General features: G+C 29.8%; 30 protein-coding genes. 14 read left to right on the top strand and 16 right to left on the bottom strand.

Annotation, left to right across the window (positions count from 1 at the left end):
• Nucleotides 1-51 precede the first annotated feature (51 nt).
• Nucleotides 52-468, top strand: a complete 417-nt coding sequence (locus BMY33_RS18185) for an arsenate reductase family protein (protein WP_091411203.1) — start codon at nt 52-54, stop codon at nt 466-468.
• A 245-nt stretch (nt 469-713) separates the two neighbouring features.
• On the opposite strand, the gene BMY33_RS18180 is transcribed toward BMY33_RS18185, so the two are convergent.
• Together BMY33_RS18180 and BMY33_RS18175 are read right to left on the bottom strand one after the other, a co-directional pair.
• On the bottom strand, nt 714-896 hold the full coding sequence (locus BMY33_RS18180; protein ID WP_091411201.1) for a hypothetical protein: 183 nt from the start codon (nt 894-896) through the stop codon (nt 714-716).
• 19 nt (nt 897-915) lie between these two features.
• Nucleotides 916-1080 carry a DUF1328 domain-containing protein gene (locus BMY33_RS18175; protein ID WP_091411200.1) on the bottom strand — a complete coding sequence of 55 codons (165 nt, stop codon included), beginning with the start codon at nt 1078-1080 and terminating at the stop codon, nt 916-918.
• Nucleotides 1081-1274: 194 nt separating this feature from the next.
• On the opposite strand from BMY33_RS18175, the gene BMY33_RS18170 reads away from it, so the two are divergent.
• From BMY33_RS18170 to BMY33_RS18160, 3 genes are all read left to right on the top strand, one after another.
• The gene (locus BMY33_RS18170) at nt 1275-2318 is read left to right on the top strand and encodes a helix-turn-helix domain-containing protein (RefSeq protein WP_091411198.1); all 1044 of its coding nucleotides are present in this window, start codon (nt 1275-1277) and stop codon (nt 2316-2318) included.
• A 183-nt stretch (nt 2319-2501) separates the two neighbouring features.
• A complete protein-coding gene (locus tag BMY33_RS18165; protein ID WP_091411196.1) occupies nt 2502-3524 on the top strand; it encodes a helix-turn-helix domain-containing protein in 1023 nt (340 codons plus the stop codon).
• A 141-nt stretch (nt 3525-3665) separates the two neighbouring features.
• Nucleotides 3666-3977 carry a hypothetical protein gene (locus BMY33_RS18160; protein WP_091411195.1) on the top strand — a complete coding sequence of 104 codons (312 nt, stop codon included), beginning with the start codon at nt 3666-3668 and terminating at the stop codon, nt 3975-3977.
• Between the two features lie 6 nt (nt 3978-3983).
• Here BMY33_RS18160 and BMY33_RS18155 read toward each other — a convergent pair whose 3' ends face one another.
• Nucleotides 3984-4685 carry an SOS response-associated peptidase gene (locus tag BMY33_RS18155; protein ID WP_091411193.1) on the bottom strand — a complete coding sequence of 234 codons (702 nt, stop codon included), beginning with the start codon at nt 4683-4685 and terminating at the stop codon, nt 3984-3986.
• A gap of 243 nt (nt 4686-4928) precedes the next feature.
• Here BMY33_RS18155 and BMY33_RS18150 point away from each other — a divergent pair, with 243 nt between their 5' ends.
• Nucleotides 4929-5942 carry a helix-turn-helix domain-containing protein gene (locus BMY33_RS18150; RefSeq protein WP_091411191.1) on the top strand — a complete coding sequence of 338 codons (1014 nt, stop codon included), beginning with the start codon at nt 4929-4931 and terminating at the stop codon, nt 5940-5942.
• Between the two features lie 207 nt (nt 5943-6149).
• Here the strand turns inward: BMY33_RS18150 and BMY33_RS18145 are convergent, their stop codons facing one another.
• The 6 genes from BMY33_RS18145 to BMY33_RS18120 form a co-directional block, all read right to left on the bottom strand.
• Nucleotides 6150-6599, bottom strand: a complete 450-nt coding sequence (locus tag BMY33_RS18145; protein WP_091411189.1) for a ferritin-like domain-containing protein — start codon at nt 6597-6599, stop codon at nt 6150-6152.
• A gap of 644 nt (nt 6600-7243) precedes the next feature.
• On the bottom strand, nt 7244-8260 hold the full coding sequence (locus BMY33_RS18140) for a DUF6588 family protein (RefSeq protein WP_091411187.1): 1017 nt from the start codon (nt 8258-8260) through the stop codon (nt 7244-7246).
• A 356-nt stretch (nt 8261-8616) separates the two neighbouring features.
• Nucleotides 8617-9648 carry an AI-2E family transporter gene (locus BMY33_RS18135; RefSeq protein WP_091411186.1) on the bottom strand — a complete coding sequence of 344 codons (1032 nt, stop codon included), beginning with the start codon at nt 9646-9648 and terminating at the stop codon, nt 8617-8619.
• Between the two features lie 20 nt (nt 9649-9668).
• Nucleotides 9669-10592 (bottom strand): mechanosensitive ion channel family protein, encoded by a 924-nt coding sequence (locus BMY33_RS18130; RefSeq protein WP_091411184.1) that lies wholly within the window; start codon nt 10590-10592, stop codon nt 9669-9671.
• 17 nt (nt 10593-10609) lie between these two features.
• The gene (locus tag BMY33_RS18125; RefSeq protein WP_091411182.1) at nt 10610-11692 is read right to left on the bottom strand and encodes a DNA topoisomerase IB; all 1083 of its coding nucleotides are present in this window, start codon (nt 11690-11692) and stop codon (nt 10610-10612) included.
• 107 nt (nt 11693-11799) lie between these two features.
• Complete coding sequence (locus tag BMY33_RS18120; RefSeq protein ID WP_091411180.1) at nt 11800-12375, bottom strand: hypothetical protein; 576 nt, start codon at nt 12373-12375, stop codon at nt 11800-11802.
• Between the two features lie 299 nt (nt 12376-12674).
• Between BMY33_RS18120 and BMY33_RS18115 the strand changes: the two genes are divergently transcribed.
• The 6 genes from BMY33_RS18115 to BMY33_RS18090 all read left to right on the top strand — a co-directional run bounded on the left by BMY33_RS18115 (nt 12675) and on the right by BMY33_RS18090 (nt 17824).
• The gene (locus tag BMY33_RS18115; protein WP_091411179.1) at nt 12675-13394 is read left to right on the top strand and encodes a flavodoxin family protein; all 720 of its coding nucleotides are present in this window, start codon (nt 12675-12677) and stop codon (nt 13392-13394) included.
• 19 nt (nt 13395-13413) lie between these two features.
• Nucleotides 13414-14697, top strand: a complete 1284-nt coding sequence (locus BMY33_RS18110) for a DUF2254 domain-containing protein (RefSeq protein WP_091411177.1) — start codon at nt 13414-13416, stop codon at nt 14695-14697.
• Nucleotides 14698-14718: 21 nt separating this feature from the next.
• Entirely contained in the window at nt 14719-15321 is a 603-nt protein-coding gene (locus BMY33_RS18105; RefSeq protein ID WP_091411175.1) for a DUF2652 domain-containing protein, read from the top strand.
• Between the two features lie 223 nt (nt 15322-15544).
• The gene (locus BMY33_RS18100) at nt 15545-16051 is read left to right on the top strand and encodes a Dps family protein (RefSeq protein ID WP_091411174.1); all 507 of its coding nucleotides are present in this window, start codon (nt 15545-15547) and stop codon (nt 16049-16051) included.
• Between the two features lie 37 nt (nt 16052-16088).
• Nucleotides 16089-16556, top strand: a complete 468-nt coding sequence (locus tag BMY33_RS18095; protein WP_091411172.1) for a hypothetical protein — start codon at nt 16089-16091, stop codon at nt 16554-16556.
• A 203-nt stretch (nt 16557-16759) separates the two neighbouring features.
• Entirely contained in the window at nt 16760-17824 is a 1065-nt protein-coding gene (locus BMY33_RS18090; protein ID WP_091411171.1) for a helix-turn-helix transcriptional regulator, read from the top strand.
• Nucleotides 17825-17828: 4 nt separating this feature from the next.
• On the opposite strand, the gene BMY33_RS18085 is transcribed toward BMY33_RS18090, so the two are convergent.
• From BMY33_RS18085 to BMY33_RS18075, 3 genes are read right to left on the bottom strand one after another with little or no spacing between them, the layout of a single operon-like run.
• Nucleotides 17829-18032 carry a DUF6327 family protein gene (locus tag BMY33_RS18085; RefSeq protein ID WP_091411169.1) on the bottom strand — a complete coding sequence of 68 codons (204 nt, stop codon included), beginning with the start codon at nt 18030-18032 and terminating at the stop codon, nt 17829-17831.
• Nucleotide 18033: 1 nt separating this feature from the next.
• The gene (locus tag BMY33_RS18080) at nt 18034-18381 is read right to left on the bottom strand and encodes a hypothetical protein (RefSeq protein ID WP_091411167.1); all 348 of its coding nucleotides are present in this window, start codon (nt 18379-18381) and stop codon (nt 18034-18036) included.
• Complete coding sequence (locus BMY33_RS18075; RefSeq protein ID WP_091411166.1) at nt 18381-18710, bottom strand: YtxH domain-containing protein; 330 nt, start codon at nt 18708-18710, stop codon at nt 18381-18383. The genes BMY33_RS18080 and BMY33_RS18075 overlap by 1 nt, the downstream gene beginning before the upstream one ends.
• Nucleotides 18711-18898: 188 nt before the next feature.
• On the opposite strand from BMY33_RS18075, the gene BMY33_RS18070 reads away from it, so the two are divergent.
• The 3 genes from BMY33_RS18070 to BMY33_RS18065 are packed head-to-tail and all read left to right on the top strand — an operon-like array spanning nt 18899 to nt 20948.
• Nucleotides 18899-20260, top strand: coding sequence for an NAD-dependent succinate-semialdehyde dehydrogenase (locus BMY33_RS18070; protein WP_091411164.1), 1362 nt, complete (start codon nt 18899-18901; stop codon nt 20258-20260).
• Between the two features lie 21 nt (nt 20261-20281).
• Entirely contained in the window at nt 20282-20434 is a 153-nt protein-coding gene (locus tag BMY33_RS23575) for a hypothetical protein (RefSeq protein ID WP_170837120.1), read from the top strand.
• Nucleotides 20435-20489: 55 nt separating this feature from the next.
• The gene (locus tag BMY33_RS18065; protein ID WP_091411162.1) at nt 20490-20948 is read left to right on the top strand and encodes a hypothetical protein; all 459 of its coding nucleotides are present in this window, start codon (nt 20490-20492) and stop codon (nt 20946-20948) included.
• Nucleotides 20949-21189: 241 nt separating this feature from the next.
• Here BMY33_RS18065 and BMY33_RS18060 read toward each other — a convergent pair whose 3' ends face one another.
• The 4 genes from BMY33_RS18060 to BMY33_RS18045 all read right to left on the bottom strand — a co-directional run bounded on the left by BMY33_RS18060 (nt 21190) and on the right by BMY33_RS18045 (nt 24933).
• Complete coding sequence (locus BMY33_RS18060; protein WP_091411160.1) at nt 21190-21870, bottom strand: type 1 glutamine amidotransferase domain-containing protein; 681 nt, start codon at nt 21868-21870, stop codon at nt 21190-21192.
• An 18-nt stretch (nt 21871-21888) separates the two neighbouring features.
• Nucleotides 21889-22188: an HPF/RaiA family ribosome-associated protein gene (locus BMY33_RS18055; RefSeq protein ID WP_091411159.1), complete on the bottom strand. Its 300-nt coding sequence runs from the start codon at nt 22186-22188 to the stop codon at nt 21889-21891.
• A 91-nt stretch (nt 22189-22279) separates the two neighbouring features.
• Nucleotides 22280-22921 carry a nitroreductase family protein gene (locus BMY33_RS18050; protein WP_091411157.1) on the bottom strand — a complete coding sequence of 214 codons (642 nt, stop codon included), beginning with the start codon at nt 22919-22921 and terminating at the stop codon, nt 22280-22282.
• 560 nt (nt 22922-23481) lie between these two features.
• Entirely contained in the window at nt 23482-24933 is a 1452-nt protein-coding gene (locus BMY33_RS18045) for a BLUF domain-containing protein (protein WP_091411155.1), read from the bottom strand.
• Nucleotides 24934-24995 lie beyond the last annotated feature (62 nt).

Here is a 24995-nt window from a genome sequence, read left to right as displayed (position 1 = left end):
GGATTACTAAAATAAGGTATTCGATATTATTTTTACTGTAAAAAATGCAATATGGGAATCATATCAAAAGATAAAAATAAAATTACTTTAATTTATAACTCTAATACTTTTCTAGGTTCACAAACTTTAAGTTACGTGAGTGCTTCAGAAAAGAAGCTTTTAGCTATTGATACATCGAAAACAGATATTCCAGGTACACAATGGAGTGAAATAGCTGATGGTTTAGATTTATCAATTTCTGATTTAGTACAAAAAGAATTACCTAATTATAAAGCATTATATGATCCTAAGGCAAAATTAGATCAACAAGATTGGTTAAAAATTATTCAAAAACATCCAGAGGTAGTTGGATTACCAATAATTATAATTGAAGGAAGTTTTTATCAAATGAACACGCCTTCTGAATTTCTCAAATTCATTCAGTCAGATAGTGCTGGGATTTCAAGAAACCCAGATAAAAATAAATGAAATATGTATACTTAAAATTACAGTTGAGATTTACAACAATAAACTTAAATAAAATAGACACATTGAAAGAAACAATGTTATAAAAAGAAAAATAGCTAACCTAACAGTAGTTCTTATTTTTTTCACGGTTCTTTATTTTTTTCAAAAAAGTAAAGGTTATAAAGATTAATAAAAAGCGGGTTATGGCCTACCCAAAATACCCGCTTTTGATCACTAATAGAAGTTGATCTTCAAGATAATAATATTTAGTTGTCGTCTGTTGCATCTTCAACTGCATCTTTAACTTCATCTGCTCCCTCTTCTATTGCTTCTCCTGTTTCTTCTACTGCGTCTTCAATTTTTTCTCCTGTAGTTTTCTTTTCTCTACAGCTGGTAACTGTCACAATAATTAGACATAATGCAGCAAATGAGATAAATAATTTTTTCATGATTGTTCGTTTTAGGTGGTTATGCTTTAAATCTTTTGCCAAATAGGAGTGATAAAATAAAGAGTACAATGAATATAAAAAATAAGATTTTAGCTATACTGGCAGCCCCAGCTGCAATACCTCCAAACCCAAATATTCCAGCGACTATAGCCAAAATGACAAAAATGATAGTGTAACGTAACATAATAGTTTGTTTTTAATTATTAAAAACTCTGCAATCAGAGTGATTTGATAGTCAAATCGTTGTGTTACAAATCTCTTTAAATAGTATATAAAACCTTAACTGTATCAGTACTATTATTGACTCCATTACTTTATTAAGATTTTTTTTAAGAAATTAATTAATTTAAAAGTACCTTTATATGAGAATTAGGTTAAATGAAGAAAAAAATACATATCCAGGATCGCGATGTAAAAGACGTTGTAATTGATTTGGCTAAAAGTTTAGGGGTTTCTTATGAGGACGCTAATCATGAACATTGTGTACGATTGCCAGAAGAATTTGGTTCAGGTTATGTTAAATCATATCAATTTGATTTTGGAATAGGAGTTGTCGAAACAGATTATTTGTTAAAAAAGGATTTTCATTTCGAATTAGAGAAAGGAATAATTCATCCATTGAAGATTATATTTAATAGAGAATCTGGTTTTTATCATAAATTAGAAAAAAATGAAGAATCTAGAGAAATAAAGCGATTAGAAAACGTAATTGTTTCTAGTACTCCTAAAAATAACCATGTTTTTAAAATTCCTGCAAATACTCCAATTTGTATTTTTAGCATTGAGATTAATAGAAAATTATTTGAAGGGAAAATAGAATCTTTTTTGGCAAATATGAATGAGGATCTCGTAGAACTATTTAGGGATGTAAATGGAATCAATGAGTTTTATTATAAAAATTATTATAGCCTTGAAATTTCTAAGTTTATTTCTGAGTTTACAGAATGTGAACTTTCAGGTTTTATGCGTCAAGTATATCTCGAAGGAAAAGCATACGAAATATTAACTCATCAGTTACAGCAATATTTGGATGATTTAAATGAACCTGATCGAAGGTTAATTTTACGTCAGGCAACAATAGAAAGTATCGAAGAGGCGGTTACTATTATAAAAGAAGAATTAGAAAGTGTAGATAATGTGGTCAATCTAGCAAAAAGAGTAGGTTTGAATCAAAATACACTACAAAATGGTTTTAAACAGCTTTACAAAACATCAGTAAACGAGTATATTAGAAATTTTAGGATTGATAGCGCCAAGGAACTACTAGAAACTTCTGAGCTTAATATTACAGAGATCACTTATAAAGTAGGAATTAATTCAAGGAGTTATTTCTCAAAACTTTTTAAAAATCGATTTGGTGTAAACCCAAAACAATATTTAAATCAGGTAAGGAATAAAAAAGACGATTCTAAATCTGCATAACATAAACCTAATAGAATCAATAAAATACTTTTTAAAACACAGTTTTTATATATAAAACAGTCATTTTCTTAGATGCAAACTGACCAAAAGTGTTAGTATATGTTTCAAAATTGTTAATCTTTTTGATCTAAATCTAATTCCTTTGCTTAAAACTTTAAATATAGCAGAGAATCTAAGAGGAGAATGCAAAAGATTAAAATTAATAGCATTGATGGAACTAAAATTTTAGAACAGTTAAACTCGTATTTAAAAGGTACTATAGTTTCTCAATGGGGTGAACACGTTTTAGAATTTGACAATGAACTAGGAAAGGGATTAGTAAGGAGTATTTCTTTTGATTGGGGCGTTTCTTTACTAGATTATGATGTTAACTTTACTCAGGATACGAAAATTGTTTTTAATGTTGGAAAATCAAACCCAATTGAGTTCATTTTTATATCAGAAGGGAAATTAGATTATACTAACGATATCGAGGACAAACCTTATACGTTTGAACGCTATCAGAATATTATTATATCCCCTAAAAAAAAACCTGAAGAGACTTATGTTTTTCCGCAAATGACAACTGTTAAGGTGAATTTTATTTATATTTTACCAGTAGAATATGCTAAGAAGAAAAATAATAATCTTTCTTATTTAAGTAAGGATTTGTTTGCTGTCTTTAAGGAAGAAAAGAATAAATCTCCTTATAAACATTATGGTAATTATAATTTGAAAATAGCAGATCAAATCAAACAATTACAAGATAGTCATAAAACAGGTATCGTAAGAACTCTTTCTATAGAAGGACAGTTAAATCTGATCTTGGCGATGCAATTGTTAGAGCATAGTAATTATCAAAACGGTAAATCTTTTCCTGAATCACTTTCAAAAGAAGATATTAAAAAAATTCATAATCTATCTGCGTATATTATCGATAACATATCTGAACCATTATCAGTAGTATTCCTAGCGACAAAAGCAGGATTGAGTCCTAAGAAATTACAACTTGGATTTAGAGTTTTGTACTCCAAATCAGTTAATGAGTATACAAGACAGCTAAAACTAGAAATTTCTAGAGACTATATTAAAAATACTAATGATTCTATTTCAGAAATTGTATATAATATAGGTTTCAAAAGTAGAAGCTATTTTTCAAAAATTTTTTTCGAACAGTATGGAATACTTCCTATGGATTATAGAAAAAAAATCAAAGAAAAAGGATAGTATTAATAATTTATCTTTGTGAAGTAAACTTGCAAGTATTTCTTATCTTAACTTTACTCAGAATTTAAACTCGATAGTTCTTAGAAAGCTATTAATTGATGAATAATAAAATTCACCTTAACCTATATTTTCATTACTTATATGCAAAACGAAAAAGCAATAATTAATCTTAGATTTAAATCAAACTTAACTATCGAAAAAGTTTGCGAAATATCTAACACTCGTAAAAACCTATTAAAAAATACCAAAGGATTAGTTTCTCTATTTTTATATATAAATGAAGAAACCAATACCATTGGTGGAACTTATATTTTTAAAAATTTGCAATTGGCGCGAACATATTTGAAACAATTTTTAACGGATGGTCTTGGTCCAAAATATGGTGTGATACCGATGACTTTAAAAATTGATGTAGCTTCATTAAAGGATGAAATACAAGGAAAGAATATATAGTGATTGTTAAGGTATAGGTATGCCTTTGTAGTTAGCAGGCTCTAACATAGAGCTATATGAGATCTCGTTTCTGAAAAACTCTTTTGCAATAGGATGTGCCGTAAATTGTAATCTATTAGGAAGATTTAGTATATAATCAATTTCACCTAAATCCGCTTTAGAATCTAACCATGTATTACGGTATTTACTATCAATAAATATCGGCATGGTAGCATTAAGGTTTTGGATTTCATTTACGATCCCAGATGCCTTTGTCATAATCATTGAACAAGTTATAAATCCATCATCCAAAGTGTTATAGATGCCAGCAATGGAAAATGGTTTTTTATTTTTTTGGGATACATAATAGGGGTATAAAGCTCCTTTGTGTAAGTGATAAATAAAAAAACCTGTTGCTACAATAACACATCTTCTTTGGTGATAAGGTTCTTGGAAAATTCCTTTAGCATGTAATTGTTCTTGTGAAACATTTAAAGTACTTAGTACTTTCTGAAAATCTGACCATTCATCTATATAGTTTGTCGGTAATAGGCCCCAAATTGCATAAGAAATATGATCTGGTTGATCAGTTGTTATAACAGACAATGTAGATTCCTCTGTTCCATCAATGACAGAACGAGGAGTATATAACCTAGGAAATTTATACCTGATACCAAACTCGTCCTCAATGGTTTCCCGTTTCGCAATATTTGAAATCTTTTTGTACATACGTATATATTACATAACGCAAGAAAATAATAATTATGTAGTAAAATTACCTCTTATCAATTAAATACTAACGCATTTAATGAGCTAAAAAATGTTAAATGTTGATAATTGTTTAATCTATTTACAAATGGGGCATAGAAAAACTCAAAAACGTTAAACATCACAACCAATACCTCCTAATTTTGTTTTGAACTTGTTTATAACTCGTTGAAAATCAAAATTTAATATTTTTAAATATAACATATGGAGCATTTAACAGCAAATTCTGATTCCGTTCCTGCGGAGATTTATGCTCTTAAAGAACTACTAGAAGGGGATATTACCCAAGAACAGGATATATTTATACTAACGATAGGTAAACAAATAGGTTCTGGTGAATTACGTTTTACTTGCTTAAATAAAGGGTTGAAAGCTTTTGATTTTGATATCACTGTTTTTAAGGATATTGAATTGCCTATAAATTCATATGGAAAAGAATCACTACAATTTTTTTATTGCTTAGAAGGAGATTGCGCTCACAGATTTGATGATGAAAGTATAATAAGGCAAATAGATCAATTCCAGACCGCTGTAGTACATAGTAATGCTGGGCTGCGGAATCACGTGTTTATTTCTGCAAAGAAAAAAGTGATTTTAAATAATATATTTATTGATAAAAGGGAGTATTTCCGTGAATTTAGTCAAGAATCGAATCAATTCGGAAAAAAACTTCGTGAGTTATTGCAGCATATAGACAGTAAACCAAAACATTTTCATCCTGGGAGTTATAGTCTTAAAATAGCAGAGCAATTACGATTATTAATCGGTATTGAATACACAAATAAAATCTCAGAGTTACTGTCGCAAAAAGGTAGATATTATCTCATTTTGGCAAAACAAATAGAAAAATTTTGTTTAGAAATGGACAATGATTCAAACACTAGTGGGTTGTTAAAAAAGGAATTGAAGATAATTTCTGAGTTAAGTGATTTTATTAGAAGATCACCAGAGATACAACATAGTATAAAAACATTATGTAATGAATCTAGTTTGTCTCCTGCTAAATTACAAGAAGGTTTCAAGTTTATGTTCGAAAGAACAGTTTCTGATTTTGTTAGAAATGTACGTTTAGAGAAAGCCGAAAAACTTATAAGGTCTACAGATTTAACTATTTCTGAAATCGTTTACTCCGTAGGGTTAACAAGTAGAAGTTATTTTTGTAAAATCTTTAAGAGAAAATATAAGTATAGTCCTAAAGAATATAAGATGAAAAATTAGAAAGAACTTATAAATAGAAATGAATACCGTTTTGAAAGTTTTTATAAAGTAACTTTTAGTATTATAAATTAGCTATAGCCTTCAAGATTTTTATAGTAGTTAGTTAATAAAAAGAAAAGATCATCCGAAAAAGGTTTCTTAACCCCCGCTAAACAACCATATTATAAACTATGCATTTCGAATGACCTTTTTCTTTTGTACAGTTAATTAATTTAAATCTTCTAACCTTTTTATAGTAGATAGTCCATTAACTATTTTATTTTTCTGTTCCATCAATATAGTTTGTGTACTAGATGGTAAAGAGGTTTCAGAAAGAACTTCACTGTATTCTTCTACTGAAGCTTTTTCTCCACGGATAGCCTCTTCTAGCATGGATTCTTCGTTATCAGAGGAAAAAAGAGATTTAATGTCCATCCAAGTTCTGTGGGCAGATCCTGTAATGCTTCCACCTTTATCTACATCCTGGCCAAATGTTTTTATCTCAGTTTTTAACTCATGTCCGAAATCATAACGTTCTTGAGCTTTTTGGTTAAAATAGTTCTTCAGACCAGAATGGTCTACTTTCTCTGCTGCTTTTTTGAAACCTTTCTCAGCATCATAGGTTTTCTCTAATAAGTCGTTTAATTTGTTTCCAACTTTTTCAGAATACGTTGTCATAGGTTTTAATTTTTAAGTGAACAGTAATTATTTAAAGATGCTTACTGATTAACATCTTATTTATAAAGAGGGGTATTACTTTTTCGTTTTTTTCTTTATAATATCCTTAGTTACTACTATAATAACTCCTGAAGCAAAAGCGCTTACAAACAATAAAATATAATGAAGCCCCATCTATTTATTCTAATTTCTATTCAAAGATAGGTGGATAGGTAAGCTTCGATTTGTTCAAATACTATAAAAGTTAACTCATTTGAATTTTAACTTTTTCTTATATAAACAGGCAGTTTTCAAAGGTTTTTAAGATGATAAATAACTTGATTTGTTGAATTGAAGAATGGATTTGTTAGATGTTTAGTCTGAAAGTGATCTAGATGATTCTAAAAGAAAGTAACGAAAATCGAAATAGGATACTAGTATTGCAGATAGAGTAGTAAGAGAATTCTAAATTTCTAAGTGACTAAGGCTACGAAAGGGACTGAAGTAACCAGAAATAATGAAAAAGGAAACAGAGAATTATATGAAATAAGAATATGGACCTATATCTAATCTATGTCCAACTCATAAATGTATTTTATTTATGAGTTGAGCATAAATAATGTAAGATATTTCAAATTTAGAATGCTAACAAAAAAGTGATTCTGTTAGAAACCAAAATTTAACCCAAAAGACAAGGCGTTATATTCAGCCAATGTATAATCAATATTTATTCTGAAAAAAGCCAAAGAAACTTTAGCGCCCAATGTTCCGCGTACACCGGAAACTTCACTTTCTACAGAAAACGGGTCTACAATTGTTTCTGAACTAATAACTCCAGATTGTACTCTATAGGTTCCTTTAAGATCGGTGGTAGATTTTCCTGAAAGATATCCTATTCCTCCATATACATTAAATACAGGTAATTTTGTTGAGCCAATTACCTGAAATAACCAAGTATTCGTATCGTTCTCAAAACGTTGGTTTTCTCCTTGTACGATATTCGTATTTGTAAAATCATAGTTTCCATCTAAATGAGTGTATGCGATAAGTCCAGATATAGCTACAGGGAATAGTTTATCTGCAGGAAGCCAGGAAGTCACCTCATGCTGCAGCCCAATTCCATAAAAACCTACTTCTGCATCATTTGTTTTTACTTTAGGAAAAAATCTGGCTTTAATTTCTGTTCCTTTTATCAAACCGAAACTAGCTTGCAAGAAAGCTGTAGGCACAAAATTGATATTAGACCCTCCTAAGCCTGTTGGTAGTTCAAATTCTGCATCCTGCGCAGGAAGTCCAGGAACAGTACTTTCTCCTTCTACTACTACTATAACATTTTCAATGTCTCCAAAGGCGGTAGCAACTGATCTTGCTTCTCCCGGATTATCTCTAAAATCAAGGTTCTCATAGTTTGTAGGATCTAAGACAAATGATTTATTATCATTGCCTACAAAAGCACTATTAACAATAAGAGAAATTTCAAAACCAAAAAGTTTTTTTGATTTAGCGGTGTTAAACCATCCATTATTCATGCTATGCATTAAACCATCTGAAGCAGGTCTCAAATAATCGGAAGTAAAACGCTGAGCATCATTAATACCAGCAGCCAATAAGTCATCTATATTTTGTTGTCCGTAACAAAAATTCAAAATAAAAATCGATAAAATTAAGATTGTTTTCTTCATAAGATTTGGGTTAATCATTATTAATAATAACTAATATACTAAAAAAATATAGCGTTATTAAGTAACAAATTCGAGATTAAATTACAAAGCTTATTTTCTAAAAAGTAACTCTAATAAGAAATAAGATCATTGTAAATTTCTATCTACTATGTTGTTCTTTTTACTAAATTAATTTCACATACACGGAACTATTATTGTTTTCTTGAAATTGTTTTAAAAATATTTTTGCACACATTTTTTTCGTCAAAATAATTGAATTCACTTTCTTTTTTCAATAATACCTAATAATAAAAAACTCAGTTTATATGCATAATTACCGTTTGATATGCAAGGCGTAGTTATAGTAATGATGTTTTCTAAAGTATTTGTTCATTTTCTGAACTAGTTTTACCATATTCTGATTTATAAATTTGTACTACTATAAGAAATAGACTTATTAAAAGAGGGCCAAAAATAAGTCCTATAAATCCGAAAAGAGGAACACCAACGATTACACCAATAAGGGTAATTATAGGGTGTACATTATCTAATCTTTTAAGAACAAATAACCGTACTAGATTATCGGAAGAGCCAACGACTATCAATCCATAGATCAAAATGCCCCAAGCCTGAAAGATATTACCAATAGAATGAGTTATAACAAATATGGGGATAATACCAATTAGAGTACCAATAAAAGGTATCATAGAGCCAATGGTTACAATGATAAACCAAAAAAAAGGGTCTTCAATACCAAAAATTAAGAAACCTATGAGTGCGACTATTCCTTGTATAATAGCTACCAGTGGTATTCCAATAGCATTAGAACGAACCATTTTTTGACTTTCATCACCAATAATCTTGAGATTATCTTTGTTAATAGGAATATATTCGAATAGAGACTCTCTTAATTTTTTTCTATTAGTTAACATATAATATAACAAAAAATACATGATTCCTATAGAAATTATGGTATTGAATGTACTGCCTGCAAAATTTTGAAGATTCTCTGTGATCCAGGCAGTGATTCCATCAGCATCCATTTGAGAGCTTACGTCATAACCTAATTGATTTTCCCAAAAATCAAAACGCCCTTTTAGGGCACGTATTACCTTTTCTACATTTTTAGTAACATCACCAATTTTATTTCCTAACATTAGTATAATTCCCATTACAGGTATAAGTATACCTATAATAGAACCTATCATTAAGGTAAAGGCAGCTAGATCAGAGTTCCAGCCTTTTTTAACTAATTTAATCATCCATCTGCGTAAAATAACATAGATGGTAATTGCTCCTAAAATGCCAGATAAATATGGTAAAATCTCTGTGAAAATAAGTCCTCCAATGACAAAAATGAGAAGCAGTATAAAAACCTGTCTTATAATAATCGGACTAATTCTTTTCATATGTTTTGAAGTTTACGGTACTACTTGTTAATCTTAGATTGAGTTTCCTTAGTAGTTTTTTTATTATCACTACCATCTTTCATTTCAAAGCCTTTAGGAAAATCCAATGTTCTTATAGGGAATGGAATATTAATATTATTTTGATCATAGGCTTCCTTCATTAACATCATAGTTTCACTTTTAGCTTTAGCAACTTCTAAAGCAGAAGTAGAGTTTATCCAAAAACGTAATTCGTAATTAATTGAACTATCGCCAAACTCTCTCCATAGAAATAATACATCTTCTTTATGTTGTACAGCTTCAAAATTAGAAACTATGGTGTTTTTAGTAAGTTTTTCTACAAATCTTAGGTCAGATTCGTAACCTACTCCACATTCTAAAATAACACGTGATTGCGCAGTAGTTGAATAATTTTTGATGGGATTTTCTACTACTAATTTGTTTGGTATATAAACCAAATTATTATCAACTTGTTTAATAGTTACGGCTCTTAAATCTATATCTACAACTTCGCCTTCATAGTCATTAGTTTCTATCCAATCCCCAAATTTTAGGTTCTTTATGTAAGAAAGTACAATTCCGGAATAAGTGTTGGCTAAAGCACCTTGTAATGCTAGTCCGACCGCTAAACCAGCGACTCCAGCTCCAGCTAGTATAGTGTTTAGTGCCTTACTTAAATTAAGAATTCCTAGTATTAAAAAAAGTCCAATTACTATTACTAATATTGATATGATTTTTGAAATCAAATTTTTCATGGAAGGTCTAAGTTGACTTCTGTTTAGTACTTTAAGTGCTAGTTTGCTTATATACTTAGACGCAATTATTGCCAGTGTAAATACAAAAATGGCAATTAGAATATTAGGTAGATTAATAACTAGGGTATCTAGCCAAGATTCTAACTTCTTAATCATTTTATTCCAAGCATTGATAAATTTGTCATTCATTTTCTTTTATTTTTAAATTAGGCAACATCGTTTATGAATGTTGGAATGTAGTTTTCTAATAATTGAATAATAGCATTTTCTGAAGCAGATAAATAAGGATCTCTTTTTTTGTTTTTTTGCACGATATGGAAGGATTTTATTATTGATCCGTCTTCATATGCAGTTACAATTCTTGGGTGGACATAATATTTTTTACATACATTTCTAGTATTTCCTAAGTTCTTTGCCGTAGTATCATATGCCCTTATGATATTTTTTTTTGTTTCTTCTTTTGTACTGGCAATTCCTAGTGTAGCTAATGTTTCAAAAAATATTGTTGTAGCTGACCAAGTTCTAAAATCTTTAGCGGTATAAAGATTTCCACAAATTTGATGAACATAGTCGTTTACCATGCTACTTTCGACACTATGTTTTATGCCTGCTGAGTCATAATATTTAAATAATTCCCAACCGGGTATTTCTTCACATCTGTTGACCAAACGTATTAATTTTTTATTTCGGAGAGTTATCGAATGTTTTTTTCCTTTTTTTCCGACAAATTCGAATTTTAAATTATCTTTTTCCAGATGAACGTGCCTAGTTCTCATTGTAGATAAACCATATGTCTTATTTCGTTTTGCATATTGCTCATTTCCAATTCTAATATGGGTTTCTTCCATCAATCGTATGATAAGGGCTAATACTTTGTTTTTTGGCCAGCCTTTTTGCTCTAAATCATTATCTACTTGCTTTCTTATTTTTGGAAGTTGCTCCGCAAAGGCAGTCATTTTATAAAATTTTGTTTGGTTTCTAATAGTGTTCCATAGGGGGTGATAACGATATTGTTTTCGGTTTTTAAGATCTCTTCCTACTGCCTGCAAATGACCATTTTCTAATGTTGCAATCTTTACTTTTTTCCATCCAGGAGGTATTACTAACTTATTAATTCTCTGAATTTTTTTCTTTTCTAATAATTCTTTTCCTCGTAAGAAATATTTGAAACCTTTTTTATAAGGACGCCTTGTTATTTTTAACCTTTCATCATTGACATAGACCAGATCTAATTTGTCAATAACGGTTTCAGGTGTTTTTAAAATTTTGGTTATTAATTCTGTATGCATACCACTAGGCGTTATGTGTTAGATTCTTATTGAAATAAAAATGACCTCTAAGAATATCCAAAGAGGCCATTTTGTCAACTAACCATATCTATCTGGAATTAGATATACTATTTAGTGAAAATCACTTTAGCGTTCTTCAATTCACTTTTAAATGAATTAATGTCCTTTACATATTTATATTCATCATTAAATACTCTATTTGGTTTCTCTCCTAAAATGATATGTTTAACATTAAGATCCGGAGCATTTAAAATAATTTGATCAGAAATTCTCAATTTTTTATCTCCTAAACTTTGTTCTTTTTCTTCAAGTTTAGACACGACGTATAAGTTGTTTCCGGTAGCAATAATTTCCTTAATATCGATGGTGTGCTCTTTACCATCAACTTCAGCTTCCACTCGTAACGTAAGTTCTTCTTTATCTCCAGAATTTGGCATATCCACATCGATGTAAGGAACTTCTACTTCCTCTTCTTCCATTACCACAACAACTTTAGGAATTGAGACAGTTCTTGTTTTGGTTCCAACATTTACATTAGCCCAATCTACATCAAAAGTTGGTAGTTGCCCAGCTTCTGTATCGATATCAACTTCTACTTCTGGTAATTTCGCTTCTTTCTTCTGTTGTATATCGCAACTACTTATTAAAAGAATGATCATTGTTAATCCTATAAATTTTTTCATTGTTAAAAGTTTTATGATTTATATTTATAAGGGCTACTGAGTTTCGACATAATACATTTGCTCTAAAAATATATTTTTAATTTTTCTGTTAATTTTAGTAGCCCCTATTTTCTCACTACAAATCTATGTGCATCATCTTGATAAGTTGTGCGCATATACGATTTTCATTGACTGTTTTGATTGTTATGATATTTTTAAGAAAATTGCTTTGAGTTAATAAAATTCTTGATCAGGCTCCCTTTTGAAAAATTACTTCACCAATTTTAGTATTATAAATTTTCACATTAATAAATAATAGTATGAGTATTTCTAAATCATCTAGTTTTTCAAATTTAAAAGCTCTTTATATAAACTGTACTTTAAAAAAATCCGATAAGAAAAGTCACACAGAAGGTTTAATAAAAGTTTCAAAGGAAATTATGAAAGCAGAGAACGTGACAGTAGAATATCTTAGGTTGGTAGATTATAATATTGCTTATGGATTATTGTTGGATATGAAGAAAGAAGGAGCAGAAAAAGACGATTGGCCTAAGGTTTATAAAAAGGTAATGAATGCTGATATACTCATAATAGGCACTCCAATATGGTTGGGAGAAAAATCATCGGTAGCTACTAAATTAATCGAACGCTTATATGGTATGAGTGATAAGTTGAATAATAAAGGACAATATGCATACTATGGGAAAGTAGGAGGATGTATAGTTACTGGAAACGAAGATGGTATTAAGCATTGTTCTATGGGAATTTTATATGCTTTGCAGCACTTAGGATATAGCATACCACCACAGGCTGATTGTGGATGGATCGGAGCGGTAGGACCTGGTCCAAGTTATTTAGATAAAGAGTCAAAAGCAAAAAACAACACTTTTACAAATAGAAATACTACGTTTATGACATATAATTTATTACATCTAGCTAGAATATTGAAAAACAATGGCGGGTATGATAATTATGGTAATTCTAGAGCTGATTGGGATGATGGTACGCGATGGAGTTTTGAAAATCCAGAGTATCGCTAGTGTGAGATGATCAATAATTATGAAATCTAAAATAAAATTTTTTAAAAGAATCAAAAGCAGTGTTTTTCATAGTATTGCATTTTACCCCATACTTATTAGTATAGGTTTTCTTTTTCTAGCTATTACATTTTTGTATTTAGAAAATATCGAAATTGTAACCTCTTTTAAAGAAGAGGTACCATATCTTTTGGTACAGGATAATGAAACGGCAAGAACTATTCTCTCTACTTTATTTGGAGGTATTTTATCTCTAACTGTTTTTAGCTTCACTATGGTGATGGTAGTTTTAAACCAGGCATCTTCTAATTTCTCTCCGAGACTTCTACCTAGTTTGATCTCTAATAAAAAGCATCAAGTTATTTTGGGATTTTACATAGGAACTATTTTATACACCATAATTGTTTTGATGTCCCTTGGAGCTTATGGTTCTTCTACTAATGCTGTTGGTTTTTCTGTTATGATAGCTGCACTATTAGGTACGTTTTGTATTGGTTTATTTGTTTATTTTATTCATAGTATCTCGCAAGCAATACAAATACATAATATTATAGATAAAATATATAGTTTAAGTTCTAAATTAATAACAAAAGAAAAAAAAGAACAGGAAAAAGGTAAAGGTGAAAACCGGCAGAGTGAAGAGGAGTATTGGAAAATTATATATAGTAAAAAGAGTGGGTACTATCGGTCTTTTGACATTAATTTATTACAAGAGTCTATAAAGAATAGAAAAAATATCATCGAGATAATCCCATACGCGGAAAAACATATTTGGGCTGGAGATCCTATTCTAAAAATTAAAAATCCTATTTCTATGGAAGAAATAGAGTCATTAGATGTCTGCTTATATATATTATCGAATCGACATGAGGATGATAGTGCAATCGGAGGAATGATTAAATTAACAGAAGTGATAGTAAAAGCACTATCTCCAGGGATAAATGATCCAGGAACAGCTATTAATGCGATTTCCAAATTGGGATTGTTAATGCAGGAGGTTTTAAGAATTAGACCACAAACGGTTATATGGTTACCAAATTGTGATATTACGATAATTCATAACAAGATTAGTGTTTCAGAATTAATGCGTATAGTAATCGAACCAATTCGTGCATATGCTAAAACAGATAATTTAGTGTCATATGAACTATTAAGCGCTTTAAGTTTTGTTAGACGTAATAAAGAAACATATGAAAGTTATATTCCAGTTATAGAAAATGAAATAACAGCATTGATGAATGATTTAAAAGATAATATTACAAATGATAAAAATCTAAAACGTATATTAGAATTGTTAGATTTTTAATTTTTTTTTACTTTAATAACTATGGATGCAATTCCAACACTATTGTGCATACCCGATATAAGTGGATTTACTCAATTTATGAGTACAACGAATATAGAATTGAGCTCTAAAGTCATACCCTCATTGCTTAACAGAGTAATTTATGCGAATAAATTAGATCTTAAAGTTTCAGAAATTGAAGGAGATGCTATTTTGTTTTACAAAACAGGTGCTTTACCGACTTTTACGGAGCTAATATATCAGTGCAGATTGTTTTACACCGAATTTTATGAACAACTGAAAATTTTACATAAACAATATATTGATATAGATGGAGGTAGAAGTATTCCGGAGATTCTTGGTCTTAAAATTGTTTTACATTATGGGAATGAAATTAGTGCCGTACCTATTGGTAAAAACATTAAGTTAATGGGAGAAGATGTTATTATCGCTCATAGATTGTTAAAAAACAAAATTCCGATTAATGAGTATATTTTGCTTTCGGAAAGTTTGCTTTCAGAATATAAAGATACAACTATAGAGCGTAATTTTGGATGGGGAAAGCTTCATGATAGAGAAACATCTTATAAACATATTGGTGAGGTAAATTATAGCTATATTAATCTTCAGCCTTTGGTTGAATAAAAAGATTATTTTATCGCCTAATATATATTTACAGATTGAGTTATTCTTCTTTTCAAATATGTGATATATATTTTCACTAAATTTTCTTTCTTACAATTGAGTTAAGATAAATAGTATATGAGCAAAAGATGCGAATAGTGTCAAGGTATCTTTGTGATGAACAAAACAAGAGATAGCATCTTTGAGTTTACAAAACATATTATTAATCTTAAATAAAAACGCTATGAATTATTTGAACATGGATGAGAAAAAGCTTTTACCAGTAGTACTAGAACTAAATATCTTATTGGCTGACTACAATATATATTATCAAAAATTAAGAGGGTTTCACTGGAATATTTTAGGAAAAAACTTTTTTGATTTACACATAAAATTTGAAGATTTATATAATGAAGCTAAGGTTAAAATTGATGAAATAGCTGAAAGAATTTTAACACTACAACACCATCCCGTAAGCCAATTTAAGGAATATATAAAAATGGGATCTATAGAAGAAGTAATGCCTTTAATGAAAGATGTAGAAATGGTGAAAGAACTTTTAGGGGATCATAAAAAATTACTGGTGCAAATGAAATTGATATTAACGCATGCGGAAGAAGCAAATGACGAGGGAACTATCGATATGATAGGAGCATATATTAGAGAATTAGAAAAATCAAGTTGGATGTTAAATGCTTGGTCTAAAAGTACAAGTGATCATTTGGATACAAGTATGATTAGAGAAGCTTAGAATACTAAATAATTTAATAATATATAACAAATTAAAAATGAAAACTTTTAAATTAATTACGGCAGTGTTACTGGCATTTGTTATGACTAGTACTTTTGCACAAACTAAGGAACAAACTATAAAAACAAAGTCAACTAAAACCTTTAATTTTAAAAAAGACGGTAAGACAATACCTTACAGGATTACTGTTTATAAAACGGCAACGGCTAGAGTTTTATTAGATGAAGCAGATAAAGAAAAAGTTAATCAGGATATGAACGTTTCTCCTCAAGAGGTAACAAAACTTATATATGTTGATAATGATTTATATAGTGATTATGACAAGTTTATAGTATTGAGATACACAAAAGAAGCAAATGATAGCTTTGAATTAATGCCAACGGAAAGAGGGTTTAAAGTTGTGGTAGATAAAAAGAATGTAGAATACATTTTTGGAGAAGGAGTGTATTTTGTAAACAATGCAGACAAGGATTACTTTTTTGTTGATGAATTCGATTCTATTTAGTGAGTATTGATTAAATGAAAAGTATGTGATTTATAAAACTCCCAATTGGGAGTTTTTTTGATGTTATAAAATCAATATATGTTAGTAGCTTTTTCAATATATCTTAACAAAAAATTATAAACGTAGTTATGATAAAACTAAAACTGTTTATTATTTTTGGTATATAGTTAAACAAACCATCTAAACCATTTAATACTTTTGATATGCAATCTAATCCAACCACCGCCATTGATATAAATATTACTGCAAAAGATACTGAAGGAACCGTAAGGCAGATTCAAGAAGTCATTGGTGGAGAGATTCAAGAACGATGGGGTGAATATACGCTTACTGTCAATAATTTAAATGCTCATGGGACAATACGTTTCATTACTTTTGATTGGGGTGTCAATTTATTAGAATATGATATTATCTTTCATAAAGAATTTGTGTTGGTTATGGACGCGTCAGAATATAATCCTATCCATTTTGCATATTGCCTTACAGGTTTTTGTGGTCATCGCTTTGGATATCAAGATGAGATTCATCGTTTAGAACAATTTCAGTCTGTAATCATTACGAGTAGAGAAGGTGGTTACAATTATGGATATTTTCCGAAAGAAGAAAAATTAGAGATCAATGTAATTCAAATTTCTAGAAAAAAATACTTAAAGAAAAGGTTAAACAATGTTTCTCAATTAAATGAAAAATTATATAAAGTTTTTATGGATGAGGATCACGAGAAATCTTTTGCTTATTTCGGAACTTTTAATCTTAAGCTAGCCGATCAAATAGGAGCTTTACGTAAAATAAAGCAGAAAGGGATGATTAGAGTTTTGCAAATTGAAGGAATGATTTATCAAATTCTATCAATGCATATTCAACAGCATGATCGTGCTATGAAAGAAGAAGTATTACCTACGACTTTATTGAAAAGGGAATTGAAGTTAATAAGAGGTTTAGCTAAAAAAATTATTAAAAATGTTGCGAAGGACTATTCGTTAGAGCAAATTTCTGAAGAAACAGGTTTGCCGCAGGCAAAGCTTCAGGAAGGTTTTAAATTGCTTTATGCCAGAACAGTTACAGAGTATATTCGTCACGTAAGGTTAGAAGCTGCCAGGGATTTAATTAGAACTACCGATATGAATATTTCTGAAATCGTATATTCTATAGGATTCAGTAGTAGAAGTTATTTTTCTAAAATTTTTAAACAAAAATATGACATTAGTCCCAATGACTTTAAAAATAAAACTGAACAGCCAGTAGAAGAAGAGATCGGAGTGTTATAATAATCTATTTAAACATTCTTTTTATAAGATAGAGTATTCCGTATTTTTTTACTGCACTCAAAACGGTAGAAAACCATTGATATGGTTGTATATCTTCTTTAAGATTGGATTTTAATAATTTCATTTCCTCTAATGAAATTTGGCGTTGTAGATTTAGCCTTCGTAAATCATTTTCTATTTCTTTAAATGATGTATATGTTTTTTTCATCTTAGTCAAAAAATTCTTTAGATATTTTTTTGATTATATTTTTATCTATCTCTTTTCTAGTTAAATATGCGATAATTGTGCACAAGAAAAGAGATGCAGCCATGATTATACAAGCCAGTGGAGTACTTCCTACTATTTCACCTAACCATATTGCTCCTGCAACCGTTAAGAAAATTAGCCCAAGAAAAAGTAAGCTACCTATTATGGCTAGCTTACTCAAAAATGAAAAGGACTTAGTTAGCTGTTGAAAAACCTTAAGTTTGTAATATTCTTGCGAAGATTTTACATAGGATTCACCGTGATCAATAGCTTTATTCGATGTTTCGTTTATTGCATTAAAAACGCCCATTATGATTTCTGTAATTTTTTATTCTTTATTTTTAATTCACCTAGTTTTTTTTCCAATAGAGAAATTACATCATCCGCTTTATAACTAGCGTCTGATACTAATGCTTCCATTTTAGTATCTAAGGTCTCTTTTTGATTAGTTACCGTTTCTGATATGCGATGTTGTAAAAGAGAAGCTTCCTTGGTTAGTCTGTCTTTTGCCATTTGCGTATCTTCTGCAATTTTTTTCCTAGTATTTACTCCTTTATCTGGAGCGAATAATATACCTAAAGTAGCACCTATTGCTGTTCCTGCTATAATTCCTAAAAGTGTATTGCTGTTATTACTCATATTTATAGTTTTTAATGTTAAACTTATTTTATACAAATTTCTAAAAAAATGTATAATTAGTTTGACTCATACCATAAGCATGTTAACGGAAATGATTTTTTGGCAAACGAATCAAGATTTATATCAAAAGCGCTCATAGTACTGAGTCCCTGAATATATCTTTGAATATCACTTAAAATTTCTCGACAATGTCAAATAAAATAATAACCAGAAACCCTTTTTCAGGTGAGGTTTTAAAAGAATATGCTTTGTTTAATGATGAAGAAATTAAAAGTATTCTTCATACTTCAGATAATGTTTTTAATGAATGGAAAAAAAAACCTCTAAAGAATCGAGTTAAACTTTTAAATAAACTTGCAGATATCTTACACGATCAAAAAGTTAAGTATGCAAATTTGATTTCTCAAGAAATGGGAAAACCATACAAAGAAAGTATTTCGGAAATAGAAAAGTGCATTTCATTAATTGAATTTTACGAAAAAAATGCAGAAATGTTTTTAGCGGATGAATTGATTAAGACGGATGCTAGAGAAAGTTTTATTAGTTATGATCCACTGGGTTGTATTCTCGCTATAATGCCTTGGAATTATCCTTTTTGGCAAGTTATGCGCTTTGCTGTTCCAACGATAACAGCTGGTAATACTGTTTTATTGAAACATGCGAACAATGTTACCGGATGTGCTCTAGTAATTCAGGATTTATTTAAAGAGGCAGGCTACCCGAAAGGTTGTTTTCAAAATGTGTTGGCTACTCATGAACAGGTAGAAGAAATTATTACTAACGATTTAGTTAAAGCGGTAAGTCTAACTGGAAGTGAAAAAGCTGGTAGAGCAATTGCAAAGGTGGCAGGTAATAGTTTAAAAAAGACAGTGCTAGAATTAGGAGGAAATAATGCTTGCATTATATGGAATGATGCAGACTTAGACAAATATCTACAGGTAATAGTAAAGGCTAGATTTCAAAATGCAGGTCAAAGCTGCATAGCTGCTAAACGTTTTATAGTCGAGGATGAAATTTATGATCTGTTTCTAGAAAAATTTAAGAAGGCATTAAAAAACATTAAAATAGGAGACCCATTACATTCGGAAACGGAACTAGCTACATTAGCTAGAATTGATTTAGCAGAAGGTGTTGAGCATCAGGTAACCGAATCTATAAAAAAAGGAGCAAGAGTAGTAGTTGGAAATAAAAGAGATAAAGCTTTCTTTGAACCTACTATTTTAACAGATGTAACTCCAGGAATGCCAGTTTTTGATGAAGAGGTTTTTGGTCCCGTAGCGGCAATAATAAGAGCAAAAGATAAAGAACATTCCATTCAATTGGCCTCAGAATCCAATTACGGATTAGGTACAATGCTTTTTACCGAAAATATTGATAAGGCCAAAAAAGAAATAACTAAAATTGAAGATGGTGCTTTTTTTATTAATGAAATGGTAAAGTCAGATCCTAGGTTGCCTTTTGGAGGCACAAAAGCTTCAGGATACGGCCGAGAGTTGTCTAAAGAAGGGATTTTAGAGTTTGTGAATAAAAAAACAGTATATATAAAATAATAATATTAAAATTATACAAGAATGAAATTTGTAAAAGACGAAGACGAAGAAAGAAGAGATTATATTTTTCAGAATAACACCAAAACCAAAGTAGGAACCAGATTTATCATAATTGTTTTAGTGCTTTTGATATTGGGAGTAATTGCTTCTGGATTATACTTAGAAGTTTTTTAACTCTCTAAATTTTGATTAGGTAAGTAGGAAAATACGTTAATTAAATAAAATAAGTATGGCTAAAATAGTAGAAGTAATTTTAGATAAAATACCTGAATATGTGGAGGTAAGTGATAATAAGAAAAACAATATCCTTATAACAACTAAGATAGAGTTTCATCCATTGGATGTTTCTGGAAACATGGAATATTTGTTACATCTCTTTGTATATGATGTTCATGGAGTAAAGGATGTTCCAGTATTGATTTCTAATTGGGATGACACTCAAGTTTTGCGGGTTGTTAAAAACGAGCGTAAAGATGATTTTCTATGCAAGCAAAGTATCTTAATAAGATCAGAAGAAGTGAAAGAACAAGTTTTAGAGGTAAAAACTCCAATGGTATTAAAACTAGGGGAATTACAGGAAAATACTTCAGTGTATAATAGAAAATTTGAAGTTTTTGCAACTCTGATTCCTGCTATAGATCGAGTTTCTAAATGGTCTGAACCTTTTGAATCGAAATTAGTATTTTAAAATACAAGAAACTTACTATACACCTTTAAGGTTTTATAATTGTAATATTCAATATTGTTACTATTAGTAATAAGAAGTAAAGATTGAAAATAAAAAGATTGACTAAACTAAACGATATTTAAATAAGTGCAACAAGAGCAGACGATTCTTAGCTTGGATAAAGAGTTTCTAAAAATGATCAAATAAAAAAATGCAGGATACTAAATCCTGCATTTTTTTATTTGTTTTTAAATTTTGACAATTAATTTTTTAACATATTGAATATTTTTTCTGCAACTTCTTCAGACGAAGCAGGGTTTTGTCCAGTTATTAAATTACCATCTTGTATAGAATATGGTTTCCAATTTTCTGTTTTACTATAAATACCTCCATTTTCCTTTAGCATATCTTCTACCAAAAATGGTACTACATCTATAAGTTCTACTGCTTTTTCTTCAGTATTAGTAAATCCAGTTACTTTTTTTCCTTTGACTAAATACTCTCCTGTATTTATTTTAACGTTCTTAAGTGCAGCTGGTGCGTGACAAACTAAGCCAGTAGGCTTATGGTTATTATAAAATGATTGTAATAATCTTATAGAATCTTTGTCATTTGCCAGATCCCATAATGGTCCGTGGCCACCTGGATAAAAAATTGCATCGTAGTCTTTTTCATTAATTTCAGAGAGCACAATTGTTTTACTTAATTTTTCTTGTAATTGTTTGTCACTATGAAATCGTTTTGTTGCTTCTGTTTGATTTTCGGGTTTGTCACTGCTTGGATCAATTGGAGGTTGACCACCTTTTGGAGAAGCTAATGTAATTTCCACTCCTTTTTCAGTTAAATAGTAATATGGAGCGGCAAATTCCTCAATCCAAAAACCTGTTTTTTTACCGGTATTGCCTAATTTATCGTGTGAGGTTAATACAAATAATAGTTTCATGTTTAATAGATTTTATAATTAAAAAGTTTTCATTTTGTCTTTTCGCTTTTCTAATTGATTATTTAGATCACGTATAGTTTCTGTAATAGCTTCTTTAAAGCTAGTCTTTTCGGAAGAGGCATAAAGCCTAGGGCCTGGTGCACTTAAGCGAATACCACAGATATGACCAGTATCATCATCTTTGTTTTCTTTCTTAAAGAATACATCTCCGCGAATGACAAATGGATATTTATTGGATAGGTTTGTTAATTTTTCTTCTACAAATGATTCTAAACGATTACTTGCAGAAACATTAGTGTATTCAAAAACTGTTTTCATATTTTTTAAATTTTAATAGATGTTTATATGGTTAAAAACGTGATTTATGTATGTGTTTTTTAGAGTGGATTTTTTTAAACGATTATAGTAGTTAATCGGTTAAAACGGTTTCTTGGTTCGAGGAGTATAACCCAGTTTCATTATTAAAATCACCATTAAAAGTGAATTCTCTTTGCATAAGACGAGTTCTGTTATCTGGGTTTTCTTCTTCTCTTAGGTCCTCAGGTAATTTTTGTGGATCACCACCATAATATCCTAAAGCTACCGCAGTAGCTACATGATATTCTTCGGGAAAGTTAAATTCTTTTTTTGCTTTTTGATATTTTACGCCCGCCATTTGGTGCAAGGCAATACCTAAATGTTGAGATTGGGCTGTAATATTACCCATAAAGAGCCCTAGATCGTGTAAGGCGTGAAAATTCTCTTTTCCTTCTTCTGTTGTTTTCTTGTAAGCATTTAACAGTAGCACTGGTGCATTATTGGCCCAGGATTGATTAAAATTGCTTAAACAATTAAAAATTCTCTCATATGTCTTGCTTCCTTTTATACCCCAAATTACTATCCAAGGTTGTCTGTTATAAGAGCTAGGAGCCCATCGTCCTGCTTCAAAAAGAGTTCTAAGTTCAGTTTCAGAAATAGGAGTTGATGAAAATGTTCTCGGACTATATCTATCTCTAAGAATAGGTAGTATTTCGAATTTTGTATTTTGTTCTTTTTTGGTTGCCTCTTCCATAGAATCTTTTTTATTTTAAAGATACAATTAGAAGAAGTAAAGTTTTGACTCAATAGATTTAGTCCTTAACTCTTATCATTTAAAAAATAGTTAATGCTGAGAAAAACAATAGAAGGTTAGAGTGTATAAATGTTATAAAAAATATTAAAGTTTAAATATAAAATCCATTAGTTTCAATCTTGGATTTCTTTGAATACAATATTTGAATAGATTTAAAAAAATGGATTAGTGTATTCCTATTTTTTTTGGTTTTGAGATTTTATTTATCTTCTTTTTTACATTTCTCAGAAAGGCTTTACTTCCGAACTTTTTTCTTCGTAAACCAGGTCTTTGTATGTTATCTTTATTTTTCATAATCTTTATTTACTAATTTATAACTATTTTATTTTAAATTCTATTCTTGCAGATAATAACTCGATTATCAAGATAGAATTACGGAAATATCTAATGAATTGAAATGCAATAATACAGATGATTTAGAATTTGCATCAAAATTAATTGATGATTATCTCTAATTATTACAATTTAATTGTAGCGTTTATGAGACACTAATTGTTAAATTAATTTTTAGAAGAGATTTTTATGATATTTCTCACTTTTCGCCATAAATTTTCTGAGGCAAGCGCTCTGTAATCTAGTTTCCCAAGTAAGTTATTGATGGCCAATTCTTTAGTTTCTCCTTGCTGCGGTACTTTTAATATACCTTCATCAGATATTGTTGCCATGGACCAATCAGAAAAGTCTCTTTTCAATTTAGAACCCTTCCACATAACCTGAATGTCACTATGTCTACTATCTTTTTCTATATTTTTAAATAAAGTAATAATTTCTTTTTTAGGACCTTCAATCATTTGAAAGAAAATTTTACGATGATATATAATACTTCCAGTTATGTTATGTAGGGGATTCATATTTCTAGCGGTCTTTATAATAGAGTCTACTTCATTTCCTGATACATTTTCAGCAGCTAAAGAGCGATAACTGATTTCAAATAAAAAATTATTTCCACTAAAAGATTGTCTATATGAACTAGGTAGAATACCATATCGTTCTTCGAAGACTTTTGAAAAATAACTTCTGTTTTGGTACCCTACGCTGTAACAAATCTCTGAAATGTTCTTATCTGTTGTATGCATCATTTCTTTCGCAAATTCTAAGCGACATTTAGTAAGATATTCGTTTGCTGAAGTACCATATAAAAAACGAAGACCCATCTGAAGTTTTTTAGGCGAAAGAGATAAATGATTACTCATTTTGCCTATTGTTATTTTTTCGCCAATATTTTTTAAAATATAATCTCCTAAATTTGTTATTCGTGATAGCTCTTTTTTAGATAAATTAGGTTGAAAGTTTTCAGTGTTGATATCATAATCGTGTGCTTCAATTTGTGTCCCAAGCAAATTCATTACCGCACCTTCTGTAAGTAATCGTCCTACTAAATCCGTTCTCTTATTGCGAACTACAATTTTTGCATATGTTCCAGTTCTAGTGTCAATGTTTCCAAAGTATCTATAGGGATTTTCTCTATCTGATAGGTCAAATGTTTCCTTTAAATCTTGTTGCAATCTTCTTTTACTTCCTGCTAAACTATTTTGTAAAAGAATAGGATTAATAATCAAATAGCAACATTCATAATTGATATTACTGGGAACTATAAATTCTGCTTTATTTCCAGGTTTACCAATTATAACAAAATTTTGACCTTGTTGTATTTTTTGATATTGGTCTTCATTGGGAAATTTCTGTAGTTGGTATCCATTCACATTATATCCAAAATAGTATGGTTTGTCTTCTGAAAATGTCATGTCAATTACCAATTCCGAATTAAGATTAATATCATAAATCCATGCTGTTAGTCCAGGGAAAATTTCGTAAAGACTGATACTGCCTTTTCCTTCTTTGTTGTCTAAAAATAGCTGAGCTGCACCAAAATTCTCAGTTAAATCAGCATCAAAATAAACAGCAAATTGTCGCAACATTTCTAATGGACTATCTTCTTTTAAACCTAACATATTGACAATTAATTTATAACTAATAGAGAATCGCAAAATTATTAACAAAATAATAAAACTCA

Source organism: Aquimarina amphilecti, assembly GCF_900109375.1.
Lineage (GTDB): Bacteria > Bacteroidota > Bacteroidia > Flavobacteriales > Flavobacteriaceae > Aquimarina > Aquimarina amphilecti.
This window is presented reverse-complemented; position numbering and strand designations above follow the sequence as displayed.